Annotated in this window: 17 protein-coding genes; 6 read left to right on the top strand and 11 right to left on the bottom strand. The window is 68.2% G+C overall.

Annotated features, from left to right (window positions below; genetic code table 11):
• Nucleotides 1-106: 106 nt before the first annotated feature.
• Nucleotides 107-1,597: an amino acid permease gene (locus EL266_RS00395; protein ID WP_034515623.1), complete on the top strand. Its 1,491-nt coding sequence runs from the start codon at nucleotides 107-109 to the stop codon at nucleotides 1,595-1,597.
• Between the two features lie 110 nt (nucleotides 1,598-1,707).
• Here the strand turns inward: EL266_RS00395 and EL266_RS00390 are convergent, their stop codons facing one another.
• On the bottom strand, nucleotides 1,708-2,949 hold the full coding sequence (locus tag EL266_RS00390; RefSeq protein WP_026427921.1) for a DNA recombination protein RmuC: 1,242 nt from the start codon (nucleotides 2,947-2,949) through the stop codon (nucleotides 1,708-1,710).
• Between the two features lie 135 nt (nucleotides 2,950-3,084).
• Nucleotides 3,085-5,337: a hypothetical protein gene (locus tag EL266_RS00385; RefSeq protein WP_232012054.1), complete on the bottom strand. Its 2,253-nt coding sequence runs from the start codon at nucleotides 5,335-5,337 to the stop codon at nucleotides 3,085-3,087.
• Between the two features lie 186 nt (nucleotides 5,338-5,523).
• On the opposite strand from EL266_RS00385, the gene ychF reads away from it, so the two are divergent.
• The 3 genes from ychF (at nucleotide 5,524) to EL266_RS00370 (ending at nucleotide 7,836) form a co-directional block, all read left to right on the top strand.
• Entirely contained in the window at nucleotides 5,524-6,609 is a 1,086-nt protein-coding gene (ychF, locus tag EL266_RS00380) for a redox-regulated ATPase YchF (RefSeq protein ID WP_026427922.1), read from the top strand.
• A gap of 610 nt (nucleotides 6,610-7,219) precedes the next feature.
• Nucleotides 7,220-7,447, top strand: a complete 228-nt coding sequence (locus tag EL266_RS00375) for a FitA-like ribbon-helix-helix domain-containing protein (RefSeq protein WP_026427923.1) — start codon at nucleotides 7,220-7,222, stop codon at nucleotides 7,445-7,447.
• A 5-nt stretch (nucleotides 7,448-7,452) separates the two neighbouring features.
• On the top strand, nucleotides 7,453-7,836 hold the full coding sequence (locus EL266_RS00370) for a type II toxin-antitoxin system VapC family toxin (protein ID WP_232012053.1): 384 nt from the start codon (nucleotides 7,453-7,455) through the stop codon (nucleotides 7,834-7,836).
• Nucleotides 7,837-8,150: 314 nt separating this feature from the next.
• Here EL266_RS00370 and EL266_RS00365 read toward each other — a convergent pair whose 3' ends face one another.
• From EL266_RS00365 to EL266_RS00350, 4 genes are all read right to left on the bottom strand, one after another.
• Complete coding sequence (locus tag EL266_RS00365) at nucleotides 8,151-9,338, bottom strand: sunset domain-containing protein (RefSeq protein ID WP_026427925.1); 1,188 nt, start codon at nucleotides 9,336-9,338, stop codon at nucleotides 8,151-8,153.
• A gap of 17 nt (nucleotides 9,339-9,355) precedes the next feature.
• Nucleotides 9,356-9,721, bottom strand: coding sequence for a transposase (locus EL266_RS00360; RefSeq protein WP_126412023.1), 366 nt, complete (start codon nucleotides 9,719-9,721; stop codon nucleotides 9,356-9,358).
• Nucleotides 9,722-9,736: 15 nt separating this feature from the next.
• Complete coding sequence (locus EL266_RS00355) at nucleotides 9,737-10,801, bottom strand: IS630 family transposase (RefSeq protein ID WP_126412021.1); 1,065 nt, start codon at nucleotides 10,799-10,801, stop codon at nucleotides 9,737-9,739.
• A gap of 65 nt (nucleotides 10,802-10,866) precedes the next feature.
• On the bottom strand, nucleotides 10,867-11,574 hold the full coding sequence (locus tag EL266_RS00350) for an IS630 family transposase (protein WP_126412018.1): 708 nt from the start codon (nucleotides 11,572-11,574) through the stop codon (nucleotides 10,867-10,869).
• Nucleotides 11,575-12,062: 488 nt separating this feature from the next.
• On the opposite strand from EL266_RS00350, the gene EL266_RS00345 reads away from it, so the two are divergent.
• On the top strand, nucleotides 12,063-12,776 hold the full coding sequence (locus tag EL266_RS00345) for a transposase family protein (protein ID WP_232012051.1): 714 nt from the start codon (nucleotides 12,063-12,065) through the stop codon (nucleotides 12,774-12,776).
• Between the two features lie 133 nt (nucleotides 12,777-12,909).
• Here the strand turns inward: EL266_RS00345 and EL266_RS00340 are convergent, their stop codons facing one another.
• Nucleotides 12,910-14,136, bottom strand: coding sequence for an AAA family ATPase (locus tag EL266_RS00340; RefSeq protein ID WP_026427382.1), 1,227 nt, complete (start codon nucleotides 14,134-14,136; stop codon nucleotides 12,910-12,912).
• A gap of 136 nt (nucleotides 14,137-14,272) precedes the next feature.
• Between EL266_RS00340 and EL266_RS00335 the strand changes: the two genes are divergently transcribed.
• The gene (locus tag EL266_RS00335) at nucleotides 14,273-15,244 is read left to right on the top strand and encodes a diaminopimelate dehydrogenase (RefSeq protein WP_026427381.1); all 972 of its coding nucleotides are present in this window, start codon (nucleotides 14,273-14,275) and stop codon (nucleotides 15,242-15,244) included.
• A gap of 103 nt (nucleotides 15,245-15,347) precedes the next feature.
• Here EL266_RS00335 and EL266_RS00330 read toward each other — a convergent pair whose 3' ends face one another.
• From EL266_RS00330 to EL266_RS00315, 4 genes are all read right to left on the bottom strand, one after another.
• Entirely contained in the window at nucleotides 15,348-16,148 is an 801-nt protein-coding gene (locus EL266_RS00330; RefSeq protein WP_169719966.1) for a tetratricopeptide repeat protein, read from the bottom strand.
• Nucleotides 16,149-16,461: 313 nt separating this feature from the next.
• Nucleotides 16,462-17,874: a flotillin family protein gene (locus tag EL266_RS00325; RefSeq protein ID WP_026427380.1), complete on the bottom strand. Its 1,413-nt coding sequence runs from the start codon at nucleotides 17,872-17,874 to the stop codon at nucleotides 16,462-16,464.
• 70 nt (nucleotides 17,875-17,944) lie between these two features.
• Nucleotides 17,945-18,439, bottom strand: a complete 495-nt coding sequence (locus EL266_RS00320; RefSeq protein ID WP_026427379.1) for a nodulation protein NfeD — start codon at nucleotides 18,437-18,439, stop codon at nucleotides 17,945-17,947.
• 262 nt (nucleotides 18,440-18,701) lie between these two features.
• On the bottom strand, nucleotides 18,702-19,997 hold the full coding sequence (locus EL266_RS00315) for an integrase catalytic domain-containing protein (protein WP_232011975.1): 1,296 nt from the start codon (nucleotides 19,995-19,997) through the stop codon (nucleotides 18,702-18,704).
• Nucleotides 19,998-20,127 lie beyond the last annotated feature (130 nt).

Below are 20,127 nucleotides of genomic sequence, written 5' to 3'. Positions count from 1 at the left end.
GGGGCCCGATGGGGCCCTGGCACGGCTCTGCCCGGGGCGTGTGTGCGGTTCCCCGTGGCCGGATCGGCCCGGGGAGGATTAGTCTCAGCAGGTGCCCCAGGATGAGATGAGCAACGAGACGTCGCCGGGCCCCGCGCCGGCCGACAGTGATGACAGCGGGCTGAGACGCAGCCTGACCAACCGCCACATGCAGATGATCGCGATCGGCGGCGCGATCGGCACGGGGCTGTTCGTGGCCTCGGGCGCCACAGTGGCTCAGGCCGGGCCGGGCGGCGCGATCGTGGCCTACGCGGCCGTGGGCCTCATGGTGCTGCTGCTCATGCAGTCCCTGGGGGAGATGACCGCCCACATGCCGGTGGCCGGCTCCTTCCAGACCTACGCCACGCGATTCGTCAGCCCCTCCTTCGGCTTCGCCATGGGATGGAACTACTGGTTCAACTGGGCGATCACCGTGGCGGCCGAGCTGGTGGCGGCCGGCATCATCATGGCCTACTGGCTTCCCGACGTGCCCTCATGGATCTGGGCCGGGGTGTTCCTGGCGCTGCTGACGGCGCTCAACGCCATGAGCGCCCGGGCCTTCGGCGAGGGGGAGTTCTGGCTCTCGACCATCAAGGTGATCACGGTCATCGTCTTCCTCATCGCGGGCGTGGCCATGATCGTGGGCATCATCGGGGGTCACAGCGGTGGGCTGGCCAACTGGACCCAGGGGGACGCCCCCTTCCACGGCGGTGCCCTGGCCGTGGTCTCGGTGTTCATGGTCGCCGGCTTCTCCTTCCAGGGCACCGAGCTGGTGGGTGTGGCCGCGGGCGAGGCCCGCAATCCGCGCCGTGACGTCCCCCGGGCGATCCGCACCGTGTTCTGGCGGATCATGCTGTTCTACATCGGCGCCATCGCCGTGGTGGGCACCCTGGTGGCCTACAACGATCCCAGGCTGCTGCGCAACGGGACCGAGGACGTGTCCTACTCGCCCTTCACACTGGTCTTCGACCGTGCCGGCATCGCTGCGGCGGCGGCCGTCATGAACGCGGTCATCCTGACGGCGGTGCTCAGCGCGGGCAACTCGGGGCTCTACGCCTCCACCCGCATGCTGCACTCCATGGCCCTGCAGGGCCAGGCTCCCGCCTGGTTCGGTTACGTCAATCGCCACGGGGTGCCCGTGCGCGCCCTGGGGGCGACGGCGCTGGTGGGCGCGGCCGGCTTCCTGACCGCCGTGGTGGGACAGGACACGGCCTACACCTGGCTGCTCAACGTCTCGGCCCTGTCCGGCTTCATGGTGTGGCTGGGGATCGCGGTCTGCCACTTCCGGTTCCGACGGGCCTATGTGGCTCAGGGCAACAACCCGGACGACCTGCCCTACCGGGCCCCGCTGTTCCCCCTGGGACCGGTGCTGGCCTTCGTCATGTGCGCCCTGGTGATCCTGGGGCAGAACTATGAGGCGGTCTTCAACGGCGAGCTGTGGACGGTGCTGTCCTCCTACATCGGGCTTCCGGTCTTCTTCATGGTGTGGCTGGTCCACCGCATGACTAGGGGGACGGCGATGGTGCCCCTGGAGCAGGCTGACGTCAGCGGCGTGCGCGTGGAGCCGCAGCAGGACTGAGGCCACCTGCCGGGCAATAGCTGCGGTGGCGCGTGGCTCGGCGGTGACCGGCCGTGAGGCCCCGCGGCGGGGGCCTGGCACGGGTGCGACGGGGATGACGGCGCACTGCGTCAGTGCTCCGAGAGCTCGGGGGAGGAGAAGGAGCGCAGTTGGGAGGCGTCGGCGTCGATGGGGGAGGGACCGGGAAGGTCCGCCCCCAGGGTCTCCAGGGATCGGGCGGTGACCAGCAGTCGCGTCTCCATGGAGCCGACCGCCCTGTTGTAGGCGGTGACACTGCGCCTCAGGGCGGCCCCCAGTGCGTCGAGGTGACCGGCGACCGTGCCCAGGCGCTCGTAGAGAGTGCGGCCCAGCTCCAGGAGCTCGCGGGCGTCGTCGGCCACGGCGGTGCGCGCCCAGGCGGTGGCGCAGGTGCGCAGCAGGGCCAGTAGGCCCGCCGGCGAGGTCAGGGCGATCCCGCGGGTCACCGCGTGCTCCATGAGGGCCGGATCCGCCTCCAGCGCCGCGGCCAGAACCGGCTCCGCCGGGACGAACAGGGCCACGACCTGCGGGGACTCCCCCAGGGCGCGGTCGTAGCGCCGCCCCGCCAGGTCATCGATGTGGGAGCGCAGGGCCCGGGCGTGGGCGGCCATGAGCCCGGCACGCCGGGAGTCGGCCTCCTCATCGGCGCCCTCGATCGCGCAGGCCTCCAGGTAGGAGTCCATGGGCGCCTTGGCATCCACCGCCAGGTAGCCCTCTCCCGGCAGGCGGATGACCACATCGGGCCGGGCGCCATCGGCACCCTCGGGGAGGGGGCGCGAGGCGGCCAGCCCGGAGCCACCGGAGCCACCGGGGCCGTCGCGCAGCAGCGAGGAGACCAGGCGCTGCTCGGCGAAGTCCACATGGCGCAGCATCCCTGAGGCCTCCAGGATGCGGGCGAGCTCGACCTCACCCCACAGGCCGCGCGTCGAGCGCGAGCGCAGGGCGCCCTCCAGGGAGGCGGTCGAGCGCGCCAGCTCCCGACCGGTCAGGGCACTGGCCCGCAGCTGCTCGGCCAGGGCCGCGTGCTGGCGAGCCCGGGCCTGCTCCATGGCCTCGACCCGAGTGCCGACCTGCTCGAGCTGACTGCGCACCGGGGCCAGGGCGCGCAGGATGGCGCCGTCACGCTCGGCGCGCTCCTCAGCCAGGGAGGCCCGGGTGGACAGCTCCTCGGCCCGCGCCCGCCAGGAGGCGGCCTCGGCGCGAAGCCCGGCATCCGGGCTCCCACCAGCGCCGCGGGAGACGCCGCGGATCAGGGCCACGGCATAGCCGAGTGCCCCGCTGATCGCCGCCACGAGGAGCAGCAGGAGGGTGAGCGCACCGATGGGAATCGTCATGTCCCCAGTGCACCACGGGGCTGTGACACGAATGCCCGGGGTCAGGGCCTCGCCGTCGGCGGGCCACCGGATCGATGGCCCGCCGCACCGGGTGCGCGGTCGGGCCCCAGGGAGCCTGGGACCCGACCGCCGTCGTCAGCCGGCGGGCAGGACGTAGCGGTAGAGCGTCGAGCCCCGGGAGAAGTAGAGCGATCCGTCCTCGCCCAGGGCCAGGCCGTGGACCACCGTCCTGCCGGTCTCAGGGCTGGTGGTGTCGGCCGCGATGATCGTGGCCTGGGACAGGTCCGAGGTGCTGATGGCGTAGAGCCGGCCGGCCATGATGCCGTAGAGCACGCCGTTCCGCTCAATGAGCTGACTGTGCTTGTCGCCCTTGAAGCCCCGGCGAACCTCGGCGCTGCGCACGATCGCCAGGGTGGAGGGATTCGCCTCGAAGACGCTCATGCCGGTCGACCCGTAGATCTTGCCGTCGGCGCCCAGGGCCAGCGCGGTGATGGCCAGGTGGCCCTGGAAGTGCCTCTCCACGCGGGTCACGGTGCGCGAGGCCAGGTCGAACTCGAACAGCGCCGGATGCGAGCCGCTTCCCCCGGTGGTGCCCACGTAGAGCTTGCCGTTGCGGTGGATGAGGGAGGTGGGGCGCAGGCCGCTCAGGGAGCCGGCCTCGACCCCCGGGGCGTAGGGCATCTTGTCCAGAGGATAGGTGTCCACCGTGCCCCGCTCGGCGTCGAACACGGCGATGGCCCCACCGGCACTGCCCCTGGAGGCCGGCTCACTGGCCACGGCGAAGCGCCCGTCGTCGATCGGCACGATGGTGTGCGGCCGGGCCTGGCCCGAGCCGATGCTCACGCCCGTCCCGGCCTGGGGCTCGCCGGATCCCAGGCGGTAGGGGACGAGGGTGCCGGTGTTGTAGTTGCCGGTGACCATCCAGGAGGCGGTGGCACCGAAGCCCTCGACCTGGGCTGTGGGGGCGGATGTGATGGTGTAGGTGGTCTGCGAGGCCTGGGCGGCCGGGCTGATACGCATCAGCGACGGCGTCGTCATGTACCAGGAGGCGTAGATGCCATTGCCCGGGACCGATCCCAGGGCGAAGAAGATCCGCGGCGAGGCCTTGATCGCCCCATCGGCCACGGCCGTGACACTGCCGCTGTCGGCCTGGTAGATCCCCACGCGCTCGGCGTGCATGCCCGCGGAGACCAGGTGGTTGGCGGTGGCCCACCCCGAGGGGCTCAGGCGGTCGCCCAGGCGCTCGTCGGCGATGACGGTGGTGGAGGCGTTCGTCCTGGGGTCGTACTCCTGGATGGTGGGCTTCCCACCGGACTGGACGTAGTAGTAGACCTTCTCCGCCTGGCCGGGGCGGGTGATGATGCGCGAGGACCATGTGTTCACCTCAAGCGGCTGGCCATTGACCTGCTTGGGAGCGCCGGTGCTCGGATCCAGGACGCAGGTCCCCTTGCAGGGGAAGGTGTTGCCTGTGCCGGCGCCCTTGGCGGTGCCGACGTACAGGTACCCTCCTCTGACCGCCAGGCGGTCGATGCCCCCACTGCCCTGGGTCACGCTCTCCGGGACGCTCAGCCTGGTGGCCTGGGGGCTCTCGCCGCCCAGGGCGATGCGGTAGATGGAGGGCTTGGCCGTACCGGTACCGGCGTAGAGGGTGCCGTTCTCATACGCCAGGGAGCGCACACCGGTCTCCCCGCTCTGAACAGGGGCGCCCAGCAGGTCGCTCCACTGACCCTGGCCGTTGTTGGCCCTGGTGTCGTAGCGCAGGACGCGACCCTGCTGGCCGCCGTCGGAGTGACTGGCGATGTAGGCGCGGTCCTGCTCGTCGACGACCACGTCCCAGTAGAAGGTGCCCAGGGGCTTGACCTGGTCATAGCCGGGGCGGGAGGAGTCGCTCAGGTTGGTGACCCTTGTGCCGGCGGGCGCATCGACGTCGATCTCGAAGAGCTGGCCCCCGCCCGAGGCGAGCAGGACATGGCGGTTGGACAGGGTGGCGAATCCCCAGGGTTGAACATCGGTGTTCTTGGGGGCGAAGTCCTCCGTGGCCAGCACCTCGCCGGTGCTCAGGCTCACGATGTGCAGGATGCCGCCGTCGCCCCCGGAGACGATGACGGCCACCGGGGTCCCGTCCGCCAGGGTCGTGGTGCCGGTCGCCGGCAGGGAGGGCGTGGGGGAGGCGGCCTGGGGCAGCTCCTCCTCGTGCCCGCCGGGGTCGACCGCGCTCGCGGGCGCCGCGGTGATCAGGGTGGTGGCCAGGACCAGTGCCGCCAGGACGATGAGGGCAAGGCCCTGGCGCCAGAGGGGCCGGGGCGGGGCGGCGACCAGAGCGCGAGGCCTGGCCGTCCGACGGCGGGCGGGGCGCGGGTTGCCACCGTGGTGGTCCGACGTCATCATTGGCATCTCCCTATCGGCGTAGCACATCAATTACGTGTTCAACGACATGGGACGGTAGGGGCGGATCGTGAATGTTGACAGGTGAAGTACTGAGTGAATCCTGGAGGTGCTGGCGGTTGGGGCGCCGTCGGGCCCGGGCGTGGATGCTCAGGCGTGGATGTCAGTGGGCGGCGCTAGACTCGCCGCGTGGCCCTGACTATTGGAATCGTCGGACTGCCCAACGTCGGCAAGTCCACCCTGTTCAACGCCCTGACCCGCGCGACCGTGCTCGCCGCGAACTATCCCTTCGCGACCATCGAGCCCAATGTGGGAGTGGTGCCGCTGCCCGATGAGCGCCTGGGCAGGCTCGCCGAGCTCTTCAACTCGGCCCGGACCGTGCCCGCGACGGTGTCCTTCGTGGACATCGCCGGGATTGTGCGCGGCGCCAGCGAGGGTGAGGGGCTGGGCAACCAGTTCCTGGCCAACATCCGGGAGGCCGACGCGATCTGCATGGTGACCCGGGCCTTCGAGGACCCCGACGTGGTGCACGTGGACGGCAAGGTGGTGCCGGCATCGGATATCGAGACCATCGCCACCGAGCTGGTGCTCGCCGACATCCAGACCCTGGAGAAGGCGATCCCGCGCCTGGAGAAGGAGGTGCGCGGCAAGAAGACCGAGGCGGCTGTCCTGGAGACCGCCAAGGCGGCGCTGGCCGTCCTGGAGGAGGGCACGCTCCTGTCCGCGGGGGCGGCGGCCGCGGGGATCGACGCCGAGGTGCTGAGGACCTTCCAGCTCATGACCACCAAGCCCTTCATCTACGTGTTCAACATGGACGATGCCGGCATGGGGGATGAGGCCAAGCAGGCCGAGCTCCGGGCGCTGGTGGCCCCGGCGGAGGCGGTGTTCCTCGACGCCCAGTTCGAGGCCGAGCTGGTGGAGCTGGAGCCCGAGGAGGCCGCCGAGATGCTGCAGGACAACGGCCAGGAGGAGTCGGGCCTGGACAAGCTGGCGCGGGTCGGCTTTGACACGCTGGGCCTGCAGACCTACCTGACGGCGGGGGAGAAGGAGGCCCGGGCCTGGACCATCCCCAAGGGCGCGACGGCGCCCCAGGCCGCCGGCGTCATCCACACCGACTTCGAGCGCGGCTTCATCAAGGCCGAGATCGTCAGCTATGAGGACCTCCTGGAGTACGGCTCCGTGGCCGAGGCCCGCGCCCACGGCCGCGTCCGCATGGAGGGCAAGGACTACATCATGGCCGACGGTGATGTGGTGGAGTTCCGCTTCAACGTGTGAGGGCCGGTGGCTCGGCCGCGATGTGTCAGTGCGGCATGTGCGGTGGGGCAAGCGGGGCGACGAATCACGTGTCCTGGGTCAGTGGCCCGGCGTAGTCGCTTCCCGTAGAGCGGTGTGACAACCGGCGGTTGGGCCGGTGGGTGGGCAGGCTCGGGGTTGCACATTCATCTTGCGCATGTGTGTAGAGGATCGTTGGAATGCCAACGATCTGTCTCTGTGGGCGCCTCCGTTGATGAAGATGAATGTGCATCGGCGACGCTGACGCACATTCATCATGGCGAAGCACTCAAGGTTCGGGCCGCCAATCCGCAGAATCATGCGGATTCTCTTGTCTGCGTCTCGACCCAGGCCGCGAATAAATGTGCGTGGCTGTCCCCGGCCGGGCGATCCGGTCCGCCGGTTTGTCCGTGGTGAACAACTTTACCCGCATTCGCAGGTGGGTCAGCCATAGGGGAAACGCTCTGACCTGCGCGTTTGCCGTCGCGGCAGGTGGTGGTGGGTCTAAAAGTTGTTCACCGTGGACACAACTGGACGCGACCGGCAGCGGCGCTGCCGTTGATGAGGTCCTGGCGGGGCTCATATGCTGCGAGCAGTCTGCTAGCATGGTCTCATGGCAACGCTGTATGTTCGGGACGTGGCGGACAGTGTGGCGGAGGAGCTCAAGGTCCGCGCTGCTGAGGAAGGCATGTCGCTTTCCGCCTATGTGTCCGCGGAGCTCACGCGCATCGCATCGAGGCCCACCAATGCGCGCATCGTCCAGCGTCTGCGCAGCAAGGATCGCAGCGCCGGGCCAACGACGGAGCAGATCGTCACAGCGGTCCGTCAGGGACGAGAGTGATCGTCGTGGACGCCTCCGCAGTCGTGGAGGCTCTCGTGGGGCGCTCGCCTGCGCCGGAGCTTCTCGATCTGCTGGAGGGAGACCTTGCAGCCCCGCACGTGATCGACATTGAGATGCTCTCCGCCCTGAGGGGCTTGATGCTCGGAGGCCACCTCCGTGTGGAGGAGGCTGAGGAGGCGCGAGAGGTCTACGCCCAACTGACGATCGCGCGCTACGAGGCCACGCTGCTCGCGGACCGGATCTGGGCGCTGCGTCACCAGTACACGAGTTATGATGCTGCGTATCTGGCGCTCGCCGAGGGAATCGACGCTCCCGTGGTGACCTGCGATCGCAAACTTGACGCCGGAGGGCGCCGGGTGAGCGTCACCGTTCTTCCGCGCTCATGCTGAGCCTATTGCTCATGATTGAGATGACCGCGCCATAGTTGCAGTCAACCAGGTGCCTGGTCCGACAGGTGCTCGGGTTCGGAGTTCATCCGCCGGTTTGTCCGTGGTGAACAACTTTACCCGCATTCGCGGGTGGGTCAGTCATAGGGGAAACGCTCTGACCTGCGCGTTTGCCATCCCGACAAGTGGTGGTGGGTCTAAAAGTTGTTCACCGTGGACACGATCGCCCGCCCAGTGCCATAAATGAGCGCAGCAGGAGCGTGGGTGGCGCGGCGCTGCTGCACTGCCGCACCACCCACGCCCGCGGGGATGAACGATCAGTTCCTCGCGGCCCGGTACCCCGCCCGGGCGGCGTCGGCGGCGCTGGAGAAGCACTCCTCAGGCTTGGTCTGGTTGTAGGAGCCCTGACCAGGCTTGTGGTAGATCATCTCGTTCCTGCTGTTCCTGTTGCCCTTGATCGGCGCCCAGCTCGGGCAGGAGTAGCTGCCCGACCCCTGGACGCCAACCGCGCGCCCGCTACCGTCAAAGCGGTAGCGCGTCCCACCGATCGTCGCGGTGCCTGTGGCCATCGACCCGTCAGCCTGCAAGTAGTAGTTCCCGCGCCAGGTGTTGGTGGCCATGGCGCCCGATCCGGTCAGGTAGTACCAGCGCCCTGAGGAGCTGATCCACTTGCTGTGCTGCATGGCGCCGCTGGAGTTCAGGAAGTACCAGACGCCCTTGACCTGGACCCACCCGGTGGCCATCGCCCCGGTGGGGCCCACGTAGTACCACGTGCCCCCGTGGGAGATCCAGGTGTTGGTGGCCATGGCGCCTGACCCGGTCAGGTAGTACCAGCGTCCCGAGGAGCTGATCCACGTGCTGTGCTGCATGGCGCCGCTGGAGTTCAGGAAGTACCACACACCCTTGACCTGGACCCACCCGGTGGCCATCGCGCCCGTGGAATCCATGTAGTACCAGATGCCCTTGACCTGGGTCCATCCGGTGGCCGCAGCGCCTGACCCGGTCAGGTAGTACCAGCGCCCCGAGACGCTGATCCACTTGCTGTGCTGCATCTTCCCGTCCGAGCCCAGGTAGTACCGCGCGGACCCATCCTGCGCCCAGCCGGTGGCCATGGCACCGTCGGAGGCGAGGAAGTACCAGGCACCCTTGTCAGACAGCCAGCCGGTCTTCTTCTTCCCCTGGACGTAGTAGAACCAGCGGCCGGCCTCCTGCTTCCACCCATTGACCGACGCCGCGGGCGGGGCAGGGGAGGGATCAACCGGCGGAGCAGGATCGGCTGGCAGCGCAGGCTCTGCAGGCTCCGCAGGCTGCTCCTGACCGGGCTCATCGCTGGGGTCGTCGCTGGGCTCGTCGGCCGGCTCGCCGCCCTCCGTGTTCTCCTCGGCGGCCGCCTCCACACCCGCCGCCTCCGGCTCGGGCGCATCGGCGGCTGCGGCGGGGGCTGCGGCCCATACGAGGGATAGTGCGGCGCATGCGACCACGGCAGATCGCTGGAATTGCTTCATGGGAATTCTGGCCAGAATTAAACAAGATCGTGTGCTGGCGTGATGTTTGGGAGGTGTTCGAAGTCGTAGTCGAAGGTGCGGGTGTTGATGTAGCCCATGAATGCGGTGTAGGTCTCCTCGGGGGTGTCTCTCTGGATGTTCGCGATTGTGCCTTTGGCGGTGTTCCAGACGTGCTCGACCGGATTGTGGTCGGGTGCGTAGGGCGGCAGGTAGATGAGCCTGAGGCTCTCGAGCCGGCCTCCGGGCTGAAGCTGCTCTCTTAGCGCTTTGGCGTGGTGGAACCCGGCATTGTCGAGAACCACGGCGATCTTGTCGTTATCGGTCTCGCGCACCAGGCGAGTCAGGCAGGAGAGGATCTTCTCGGTGTTCTGGTTGCCCTCGATGGGGTATGGCCAGAATTAAACAAGATCGTGTGCTGGCGTGATGTTTGGGAGGTGTTCGAAGTCGTAGTCGAAGGTGCGGGTGTTGATGTAGCCCATGAATGCGGTGTAGGTCTCCTCGGGGGTGTCTCTCTGGATGTTCGCGATTGTGCCTTTGGCGGTGTTCCAGACGTGCTCGACCGGATTGTGGTCGGGTGCGTAGGGCGGCAGGTAGATGAGCTTGAGGCTCTCGAGCCGGCCTCCGGGCTGAAGCTGCTCTCTTAGCGCTTTGGCGTGGTGGAACCCGGCATTGTCGAGAACCACGGCGATCTTGTCGTTATCGGTCTCGCGCACCAGGCGAGTCAGGCAGGAGAGGATCTTCTCGGTGTTCTGGTTGCCCTCGATGGGGTAGACCTTGACCTTCTTGGATCTCAGGGACAGTGCGCCGAAGAAGGAGCAGGCGTTGCGGGTGCGGTCCACGTAGATCTTCGTTCGTTTACCCTGGGGCAACCACATGCGGCGGGTCTCAGCCTCGTGCTCCACGCGCACCTCATCGGCCGCGTACACCTCCCACCCGTCGCTCAGGAGGTCTGCGACCTCGTCTTGGATCTGGGCCATCCGCTTGGTGATGGCCTCCTCGTCGCGGCGCTTGTCAAAGGGGTCGGGCAGCTTGAAGCTCATGCCCGCAAAGTGCATGAGCAGCCGGTAGGAGGAGTCCGACTCGTACTCCACGTCGAATCTGGTCCTCACCACGTCAGCCAGGGCGGGAACATCCCAGAAGTCCGCCTTGATGCCGGACTGTGACGGTGGCCGGCTCAGAACCTCTTTGAGCTGCTCCTTCTGCTCGCGGGTGAGCTTGGCCGCATTCTGATTTCCCTTATGACCGGTGACCACCGAATGCAGACGGCTGACACGCCAAGACGCCAACCACTCCTTAACAGTCCTCACCGTGCGCCCCACCATCTCCGCAATGAAATCCAGGTCAACGCCGTGCGAGGCGTAGAGAATAGCCTCAGCTTTCAACCGGATGAGAATGAGGGAGTCACCTCGCTTCTTCCACCTGATAAGGACCTGCTGCTCCTCGTCTGTCACAACCACGTGCATGAAGAAATTCTACAACGAAAGGTGCCGTCATATCCAGCCCAGAAAGCCCCGGAATACGGTTTTGTTTAATTTCGGCCATAGACCTTGACCTTCTTGGATCTCAGGGACAGTGCGCCGAAGAAGGAGCAGGCGTTGCGGGTGCGGTCCACGTAGATCTTCGTTCGTTTACCCTGGGGCAACCACATGCGGCGGGTCTCAGCCTCGTGCTCCACGCGCACCTCATCGGCCGCGTACACCTCCCACCCGTCGCTCAGGAGGTCTGCGACCTCGTCTTGGATCTGGGCCATCCGCTTGGTGATGGCCTCCTCGTCGCGGCGCTTGTCAAAGGGGTCGGGCAGCTTGAAGCTCATGCCCGCAAAGTGCATGAGCAGCCGGTAGGAGGAGTCCGACTCGTACTCCACGTCGAATCTGGTCCTCACCACGTCAGCCAGGGCGGGAACATCCCAGAAGTCCGCCTTGATGCCGGACTGTGACGGTGGCCGGCTCAGAACCTCTTTGAGCTGCTCCTTCTGCTCGCGGGTGAGCTTGGCCGCATTCTGATTTCCCTTATGACCGGTGACCACCGAATGCAGACGGCTGACACGCCAAGACGCCAACCACTCCTTAACAGTCCTCACCGTGCGCCCCACCATCTCCGCAATGAAATCCAGGTCAACGCCGTGCGAGGCGTAGAGAATAGCCTCAGCTTTCAACCGGATGAGAATGAGGGAGTCACCTCGCTTCTTCCACCTGATAAGGACCTGCTGCTCCTCGTCTGTCACAACCACGTGCATGAAGAAATTCTACAACGAAAGGTGCCGTCATATCCAGCCCAGAAAGCCCCGGAATACGGTTTTGTTTAATTTCGGCCATCCTTCTCGTGGGATAAGGGATCCGCCGTGAATCGCACACCATCATCATGAATGATTTCGCGGGGATGCTGAAATGGGGTGCTGAACGGTGGATTTCTCAGTATTCTAGTGGCGACAATCTCAGGAGAATCACCCCAAAGTCCCGTCTGTGATCTCGAAACGGAGACGAACAGATGACTTTTCCGCAACGCTATTGCACTCGATTCGCATGGTGGAACGGATGATAAATAAGGGTGGTCGGTGAGTGGGACGGGGCGATGAAGGTTATTCTGGGGGTGTGTGTGGTATGAGGAGTTCGGCGCGTTGACTAGGTGACGGCTCGTTGACCTGAGAGAATCAAGTTGCAACAAAAACCTTCTCAGGAACGAGCCGTCATGGTCAAGGGTATCACAGGCCTGAGCAGGGCCCAGATGAGCAAACTGGTGGAACTGATCGTCAGTGATGATGAGATCGCCCTGGCACCAAGGATCCTCAGCCCCCTGCAAGCCGTGCGAGCGACGCTGATGTATCTGCGCACCAATACATCCCAAGCGGGGATCGCCGAGGTCCTGGGCGTGTCCCAGCCCACGATCTCACGAACGATCGCGGTGCTCACCCGGATCATCGCCAGGATGCTGGGCCCAGCGCTGGCCACCGTCGAGCAGATCCCCCGCCGGGGCGCCTACATCGTCGACGGCACCCTCCTGCCGTGCTGGAGCTGGAAGGACCGGCCCGACCTGTTCTCGGGCAAGCACAAGCGCACCGGCATGAACCTGCAGGTCCTGGTCAGCCCCACCGGGCAACTGGTGTGGGCCTCAGACCCGCAGGACGGAAGCATCCACGACTCCCGGGCCATCACCACCAGCGGGCTGCTTGAGCGCATCACCCCCAGCGACTGCATCGGCGACAAGGGCTACATCGGAACCGGAGTCACCACCCCGTACCGCAAACCACCCCACGGGGACCTCACCGAGGGCCAGAGACAGGCGAACAAAGCCCTCAACAAGATCCGATACGTCGTCGAGAGAACCATCGCACACATCAAAGCCTGGAAGATCCTGGCGCACGACTACCGACGCCCACTGCACACCTTCAAAGAAACCATCACCGCCACACTCGCCCTATACACCTACACCAACCCCTGAATAACCTTCGATGGTTCGCTCCGGCGACGCCGGTCGGCGTAGGCGACGAGGGTTCGCGTCATCGCACTGACCTTTGCGCGGGGGTGAATGAGGCAAACCCTCGTCATCGACGCAAACGCACGTCTGCGACCCCTCAGCCCGGCCAGTCGGTGGTGAGGTAGGCCTCGATGGCCCGATGCCGGAAGCGGTAGGGCCTGCCGCGCTGAATGATTCCCCGCGAGACATCCAGGCGGCGCGACGTCGGCCCGGCCTCGGTGGAGCGCGCATACCCCATCTTCTGGGCGATGGTCGTCAGTGTCCGCTCCTGGGGAGCGAGCTCGGCCATGGTCTCCACGAACTGACGCTCCCGCGGTGGGAGCCGGTCGAGGACGCGCAGGACATGGGCCTCGGCCTCCGGCGCGGCATCTCTCCACCCCCGGGCGACGTCCTCGGCCGTGATGAGGCTGCCCTGGCCGGCGTACCAGGCGCGCTCGCCGGCCAGCTGGAAGAGGAAGGGCTCACCGCAGGCGGCGTCGACGATCGCGCGCTGCGCCGCGGGCTCCATGAACACGCGCCGGATCTCGCCGCCCTCGGCCACCTCCCACCCCTCGGCGACGAAGGGCTGGAGCGCCGTCATCAGCGCGTCGTCGTCGATGGGCTCCAGGACCGAGGTCTGGAACCGGCGCGCGAAGGTCGCCCCCGCCCGGGCGCCGGCCATCTCGGCGAACTCCGGAAGGCCCGTGAGGTAGACGGCGATCGGCAGGGCCCGCTCAAAGGCCATGCCACCGGGGGCCTCCACAGTCAGCTCATGCGTGAGCGCGTCCCCCAGGGCGATCAGCAGCTGGGAGAGGGCACCGCGATCCCCGATGTTCTGCACCTCGTCGATATGGAGGATCACCATGACCTCGCCGTGCTCGATCGCCGCCCGGCCGATCTCCACGAGCAGATCGGTCAGGGCGGTGTAGGGCTCGGGCCCCTGGGCCGCGTGCAGCGAGAGGGAGACGCCCGAGGCGGCCACCTCGCTGACCCGGCCCAGGAGGTCGGCGATGCGCCTCTCCCTGGCGGTGGCCAGGCCCGCGGTGTCCGCCAGCTCCAGCAGCGCCGAGGCCACCCGCTTGATCGGATCCGTCCCCGAGGGGATGCGCAGCTGGGGCGTCACCCAGTCGCCGGCGGCCGAGGCCTGGCTGGCGATGCGCCGCACGAGGGAGGACTTGCCGGTGCCCGCCTCCCCGAGGATGGTGCGGGCCCGCTCGGGGATCCCGGCGACGCGGCGCGGCCGGAGCACATCTCGCCAGTCGCTGAGCTGCGGCGCGCGCCCCGCCCACACGTGGGGGACCGTGTCCGATCCCGGGCTGAAGGGGGAGTCCACAGGCGTCCGCATGGCGATAAGCTTATCAAGGCCTCCCGACGACGATAAACTTATCAAAATCACCTGCGACCAGCGCGTGAGACAGGTTCAGCGGTCCTTCTGCGCCGGTGGAAGACTGGACGCGCAACCACCTACCGCAGGAGGACATATGATCAGGGTTGCCATTAACGGCTACGGAAACCTCGGACGGGGCGTTGAGCAGGCCATCACCAAGAACGATGACATGGAGCTCGTCGTCGTCTTCACCAGGCGCGACCCCGGCTCCATCACCACCCAGGGCGCCCCCGTCGCCCACATCGACGACATGCCCGCCTGGGCGGAGAAGGTCGACGTCTGCCTCAACTGCGGCGGATCAGCCACCGACCTGGCCGAGCAGGGCCCGGCCGCCGCCGCCCACTTCACCACCGTCGACTCCTACGACACCCACGCAGAGATCCCCGCCTACTACGCATCCGTCGACGCCGCGGCCAAGGCCGCCGGCCACCTCGCCGTGATCTCCACCGGCTGGGACCCCGGACTGTTCTCCATGCTCCGGGTCCTGGGCGAGGCCGTCCTGCCCGAGGGCACCACCACCACCTTCTGGGGCCCCGGCGTCTCCCAGGGTCACTCCGACGCCCTGCGCCGGATCGACGGCGTGCTCGACGCCCGCCAGTACACCCTCCCGATCCAGGAGACCGTCGACGCCGTCAAGGCCGGCGACGACGTCGAGCTGACCACCCGCTCGATGCACCGGCGCGACTGCTACGTCGTGGCCGCCGACGGGGCCGACCTGGCCCGCATCGAGAAGGAGATCGTGGAGATGCCGAACTACTTCTCCGACTACGACACCTCCGTCACCTTCATCACCGCCGAGGAGCTGGCCGCCAAGCACAGCGGCATCCCGCACGGCGGCACCGTCATCCGCCGTGGCGAGACCTCCCCGGGCGTGGCTGAGCGGATCGGCTTCGAGCTCGAGCTCGGCTCCAACCCGGAGTTCACCGGCTCCGTCCTCGTGGCCATGGGGCGGGCCGCGGTCAGGATGGCCGCGCGCGGCCAGACCGGGGCGCGCACCGTCTTCGACGTCACCCTGGCCGACCTGTCCGCCATCTCCCCCGAGGAGCTGCGCGCCTCCTACCTGTAAGGAGTGCCAGTCGGGCCTCGCCCCCTCCGGCCGCCGCCAGGCCGCCGGAGGGGGCGAGCGCGTTCTCCCCGCTGGCCGACCGCCCCGGTGGTTGCACAGGCGGCTACACGCCGGGGGATGCGCCGTCGGCCTCCATCGCCGCCCGCATCTGGGCCAGGTTGCGGTCGAAGGCCAGCAGATAGGGGTGGGCCTGGCCAAGCGTGCCCTGGGCGTCGCGGAGCAGGGCCTCCTGCAGGGCGAGCGCCCCGGCCAGGTCCCCGGCCTCCTGGCGGGCCCGGGCCAGGTTGTTGCGGGCCGAGAGCGCATCGGGGTGCCGAGGGCCCAGCAGGCGAGCGGCGTCGTCGACCATCCGCCCATAGAGCTCCACCGCCCGCTCGGGGTGCCCGGCCGCGGTGCAGGCGCTGGCCAGGCCGTGGCGGGCGGTCAGCGTCTGCGGGTGATCATCGCCCAGCAGCTGCTCCGTGCCCTCCACCACCTGCTCAAGCACCTCCACCGCCGCCTGCGCCTGGCCGCAGGAGCGCAGGGCGCCGGCCAGATGGAAGCGGATCGTCAGGGTGTGGTGATGCGCCGGGCCCAGCTCCTGGGCCAGTGCCCCGACCGTCTCTGCAAGACCGAGCGCCAGCTCGGGAGCGCCGAGCCAGGAGGCCAGACGGAACACCTCCGCCAGGGCTGAGATCGCCTCGTCGCCGGTCAGCTCAGCCAGGCCGCCCTCGCGCCGGCCAAGGATGCGGCACTCCTCGATCGCATCCCGAAGCCCCTGACGCCGCGACTCCAGATCCTCGGGCCCGAGTCCCCCACCGGCCGTCGGCGCCTGGAGCGCCGAGATGCGGGCCAGGACCGACTCCAGATCCACGGCAGAGGCTGCCCGGTGCGGCGACACGGGCCGGTCAGGCGCTTCACTCATCGTCACCGTCCATACCGTCCATGCTGCGTTCGGAGGGCCGGGCCTGCGCATCCGGTCCCCGGCTCGCCCCGGCACCGATCCGCCAGGGCGGGGCCCATCATCTCACTGGGCCCAGCGCTCCGGTGCTCCGGCGCCCACCAGCGGCCCCGGCTCGCTTCAGCCGGCAGCGCAGGCCTCGTCGTCGGGGTGGGGCGAGGGCGGCGAGCCTCGTGCTGGCCTGCGCGCAGAGCCGGGCGGCCCATGCACGACGGCGGCGCCCCCATCCCGGGGCGCCGCCGTCCGCAGCAGGAAATCCCTGGTCTCAGGCCTCGTCTCAGGCCTCGGCCTCCTGGCCGTCCTGGTCATCCCCCGCAGCGGGGAGCACGGCGCCCACCATGTCGGTCAGGCCCGCGCCAACCAGGCTGCGCAGAACCGCGTCCAGCTGATCGACGTTGCCGGCGACGGCCTTGGGGAGGGCCGAGGCCCCCTCGGTGGAGATGATCGACATGTCGCGCACCGAGGCCAGCGGCTCGGACAGCGCCCGGGCGATCTCGGGGGCCTTGTCCAGGAGCATCTGGCGGGTGGCCGCCTCGCCGTACTTGGCCAGCGCGTCGGCCTTGTCGCTCATGGCCTTGGCCTCGGCCTCACCCGCGGCCCGGATGGTCTCGGCCTCGGCCTGGCCGCGTGCGGCGATGGCGTCGGCCTCGGCGCGGGCCCGCGCGGCTGTCGCCTTGGCCTCGGCCTCAGCGCGGGCCACCGTGGCCAGGGCCTGGGCCTCAGCGTCCAGGCGGGTGCGCTCGGCCTCGGCCTCGGCGCGCAGCAGCGCCTCGGTCTTGGTGGCCTGAGCCTCCTGCTCGCGCTGGTAGCGGGCCGCATCGGCCGGCTTGCGCACCGAGGAGTCCAGCTCGCGCTCGGTCAGGGCCGCCTTGGCCTCCGCGGCCTCCTGCCCGATGATCGCGATCTCGCGCTCCTTGGCGGCACGGGCCAGCGGGCCGGCGGACTCCGCCTCGGCCTGGGCCTTGTCGGTCTCCGCGGTCAGCTGCGCCTGGCGCAGGGACAGGTCGCGCTCGCGCTCGGCGATGAGCTGGCGGGAGGAGACCTCGGCGTCGCGCGCATCGCGCTCGGCGTTGGCCCGTGCGATGCGGGCGTCCTTCTCCACGCGCTGGAGCTCGGGGACGCCCAGGGACTCGATGTAGCCGCCATCGTCGGTGATCTCGGAGACCTGGAGCATGTCGATCTCCAGGCCCATGTTGGTCAGCACGCTCTTGGCGTCATCGAAGACATTCTTCTGCAGCGCGTCGCGGTCGGAGATGAGGTCGTTGATGGTCATGCGCCCGATGATCGAGCGCAGGGATCCGATGAGGGCCTCGCGCGCTGAGTCGGCGATGGCCTGGTCGGTGTTGGCCTTGCCCAGGAAGCGCTTGGCGGCGGCGCGCACCTGCTCGTCGGTGTCTCCCACCTTGACGGCGGCCACGGCCGAGACGTTGACGTTGATCTTGTTCTCGTCCTCGGCCGTGACCTTGAAGCCGATGGTGGTCTGGGTGAAGGGCAGGTACTGGATGGACTGGATGATCGGCAGGACGAAGTCGCGCCCGCCGGGGTGGATGATCTTGACATCCCCGCGGTGGGATCCCGAGATGAGGCCGGTCAGGTTTGAGGGCACGACGACCACGCGTGTGAGCAGGTAGATGAACGCCAGCACGACGATGATGACGATCGCGGTGGCCGCAATGGCAAGTGTGGACATCAGGGATGCGTTCCTTTCGGTCAGGGAGAATCGGGGCGGGTAGGGACAGGTGAGTCAGGGGTTGGCGGCGTCAGGCGTCGATATGCCTCCAGGGGGTCACCAGGAGGCCGTCGTCCTCGCAGTCCACCACCCAGGCGCGCTCCCCGGCGGACAGCGGCTCGGCGGAGTGGGCGGACAGGGTCAGCTGGTGCCCGCGAACAACCGCGCGCACCTCGCCCTCGCCGCTCTTCCACCACAGCACCTGCACCTCCTCGCCGACCACTTCCTCGGCCGACGGCGGCGTCGCGTTGCGCGGCAGGCTCCGGCGCAGGCGGCGCCAGCTCCAGCGGGTGGCCCCGCCGGCGGCCAGGGCCAGCGTCACGGGCAGTCCCCATGCGATGGCGGCATGGGGCCGATCGCCCACCAGCGCCTGGACGCCCATGCCCACTGCGCCGAATACGGCCACGGCCACGGCCAGGACGGGGATGGCGCCGTCGGGCAGCGCCTCATCCAGAGGGCCGTCGAAGACAATCCCCAGCGCCAGGACAGCGCAGCCGATGATGATGCACCAGGCGAAGATGCTCACGGAACTGCCTTCCTCGGGCGCCCCTGCGGCTGCCCAACGTCGCGATTGTGTCACGGTCGGGGCCGACGGCGCGCCGCTTCGTCATCAGGCGGACTGGTGGACGAGTCCCCGGAAAGCGCCGTGATTATCTGCGCCCGCCCGCCCCGCTGCGCTGCCGCGAGGCGCGCGCCGTGACCGATGGGGCTCAGTTTGGTCTGTCCAGTCGTAACATTCGGGGTCGGGGTGCCTCATGTCAAGGTGCCCGCGAAATCTTCTCCGTGCCTCATGTAGGAATGCCCGCAAAACGGGTGGGGTGTCGGGAGGCTTTCTTGACGCGGATGCTGTGGTGGACGTCGGGCAGGGCGCTGGGGATCTGGGCGGCGTAGAGCTCGTCGGTCTTGGTCTTGGCCTGCATGATCAGGGAGGCCTGAAGGTCGTGGATGCGCCTGGCGATCTTGGCGGGGTTGAGGCTGTCGCGGTAGGCGATCAGCTCATCCTTGTGCTGGCCGGTCAGGGCATCAGTGGACAGGAGCCGCTCCAGCGGGGTGGCGGGGGCGTCGTAGAGGCGCTTGCGCCGCCCGGCCTTGTCGGTGCCCCACCCGACGGGCTTGCGGGTGGGTGTCAGGAAGTTGAGGCGGTCGTCGACCAGGGACCACAGGCGGTTCAGGGTGGCGCGCTCGGTGTCGGTGTCGTACCGGTAGTAGAAGCCGTAGCGGCGCACGAGATGGTTGTTCTTGGACTCGATGGTCGCCTGGTCGTTCTTGCGGTAGGGCCGGGCCCTGGTGAAGTAGATGCCCAGGTTGCCGGCCCATGCCACGACCCCGTGGTTGATGAACTCGCTGCCGTTGTCGAAGTCCATGCCCAGCAGCGGGAACGGGACGGCGTCGATGGCTGCGTCCAGGGCGGCAATGATGTGCTTCTCCGCGTTGTTGCGCATCGTGCGGGTGAACACCCACCCGGTGAGCACGTCGGTCATGTTCAGGGTCCGGGCGAACTCGCCCTTGAGGACCGGGCCGCAGTGGGCGACGGTGTCGACCTCGAAGAACCCCGGGGCGGCCTCGATCTCGTCACCGGCCTTGCGGATGGTGATCGAGTTGCGCAGCAGCGGCCCGGCCTTGGTGGTGCTGATCCCCCGGACGGGGTCCTTGGCGCGTACTGGGGCCAGGTACCGGTCGATGGTCGCCGCACTCATGGCCTCCAGCTCTGCCCGCACCTGGGGCGTGTATCGGGGCTCGTCATCCAGCTCCCCGTGGGACTGGAGCAGGTCGAGCAGCAGCGGCATGGACGCCGCCAGGTACTTGCCGCACTGCCCGCCACTGGCCGCCCACACCTTTTGCAGGACCTTCAGGGCGTCATAGGAGTACTTGCGGCCCCTGGGCCTGGGCGCCTCCTTCTTGGCCCCGCCAGGGCGCTTGGCGGCCTGGGTCAGGCGCCTGCGCGCGTTGTCCCGGCTCCAGCCAGTCACCGCGCACACCTCGTCGAGCATCCGCCCCTTATCGCCCTTGGACGCCCTGGCATACGCCGTGGCGTACTTCCTGGTGATCTCAGCCCTAGCCCCCATCGACAACTCGCTTCCCATGCCCACCACGGTCCGCGGATTTCGCGGGCACTTCCACATGAGGCACGGGACCTCCTTCGCGGGCATCCACGATGAGTCTCGTCGGGGGTTCGCTGGCAGGCATGCTTGCACGCTAAACTGGGGATGGAAG

Source organism: Actinomyces slackii, from assembly GCF_900637295.1.
Lineage (GTDB): Bacteria > Actinomycetota > Actinomycetes > Actinomycetales > Actinomycetaceae > Actinomyces > Actinomyces slackii.
This window is presented reverse-complemented; position numbering and strand designations above follow the sequence as displayed.

What these genes read in the sequence shown, in the direction of transcription:
- EL266_RS00395 (WP_034515623.1), top strand. Translation starts at nt 107, where the DNA reads ATGAGCAACGAGACGTCGCCGGGCCCCGCGCCGGCCGACAGTGATGAC.
- EL266_RS00390 (WP_026427921.1), bottom strand. Translation starts at nt 2,949, where the DNA reads ATGACGATTCCCATCGGTGCGCTCACCCTCCTGCTGCTCCTCGTGGCG.
- EL266_RS00385 (WP_232012054.1), bottom strand. Translation starts at nt 5,337, where the DNA reads ATGATGACGTCGGACCACCACGGTGGCAACCCGCGCCCCGCCCGCCGT.
- EL266_RS00375 (WP_026427923.1), top strand. Translation starts at nt 7,220, where the DNA reads ATGGCAACGCTGTATGTTCGGGACGTGGCGGACAGTGTGGCGGAGGAG.
- EL266_RS00365 (WP_026427925.1), bottom strand. Translation starts at nt 9,338, where the DNA reads ATGAAGCAATTCCAGCGATCTGCCGTGGTCGCATGCGCCGCACTATCC.
- EL266_RS00355 (WP_126412021.1), bottom strand. Translation starts at nt 10,801, where the DNA reads ATGCACGTGGTTGTGACAGACGAGGAGCAGCAGGTCCTTATCAGGTGG.
- EL266_RS00350 (WP_126412018.1), bottom strand. Translation starts at nt 11,574, where the DNA reads ATGCACGTGGTTGTGACAGACGAGGAGCAGCAGGTCCTTATCAGGTGG.
- EL266_RS00345 (WP_232012051.1), top strand. Translation starts at nt 12,063, where the DNA reads ATGAGCAAACTGGTGGAACTGATCGTCAGTGATGATGAGATCGCCCTG.
- EL266_RS00340 (WP_026427382.1), bottom strand. Translation starts at nt 14,136, where the DNA reads ATGCGGACGCCTGTGGACTCCCCCTTCAGCCCGGGATCGGACACGGTC.
- EL266_RS00335 (WP_026427381.1), top strand. Translation starts at nt 14,273, where the DNA reads ATGATCAGGGTTGCCATTAACGGCTACGGAAACCTCGGACGGGGCGTT.
- EL266_RS00330 (WP_169719966.1), bottom strand. Translation starts at nt 16,148, where the DNA reads ATGAGTGAAGCGCCTGACCGGCCCGTGTCGCCGCACCGGGCAGCCTCT.
- EL266_RS00325 (WP_026427380.1), bottom strand. Translation starts at nt 17,874, where the DNA reads ATGTCCACACTTGCCATTGCGGCCACCGCGATCGTCATCATCGTCGTG.
- EL266_RS00315 (WP_232011975.1), bottom strand. Translation starts at nt 19,997, where the DNA reads ATGGGAAGCGAGTTGTCGATGGGGGCTAGGGCTGAGATCACCAGGAAG.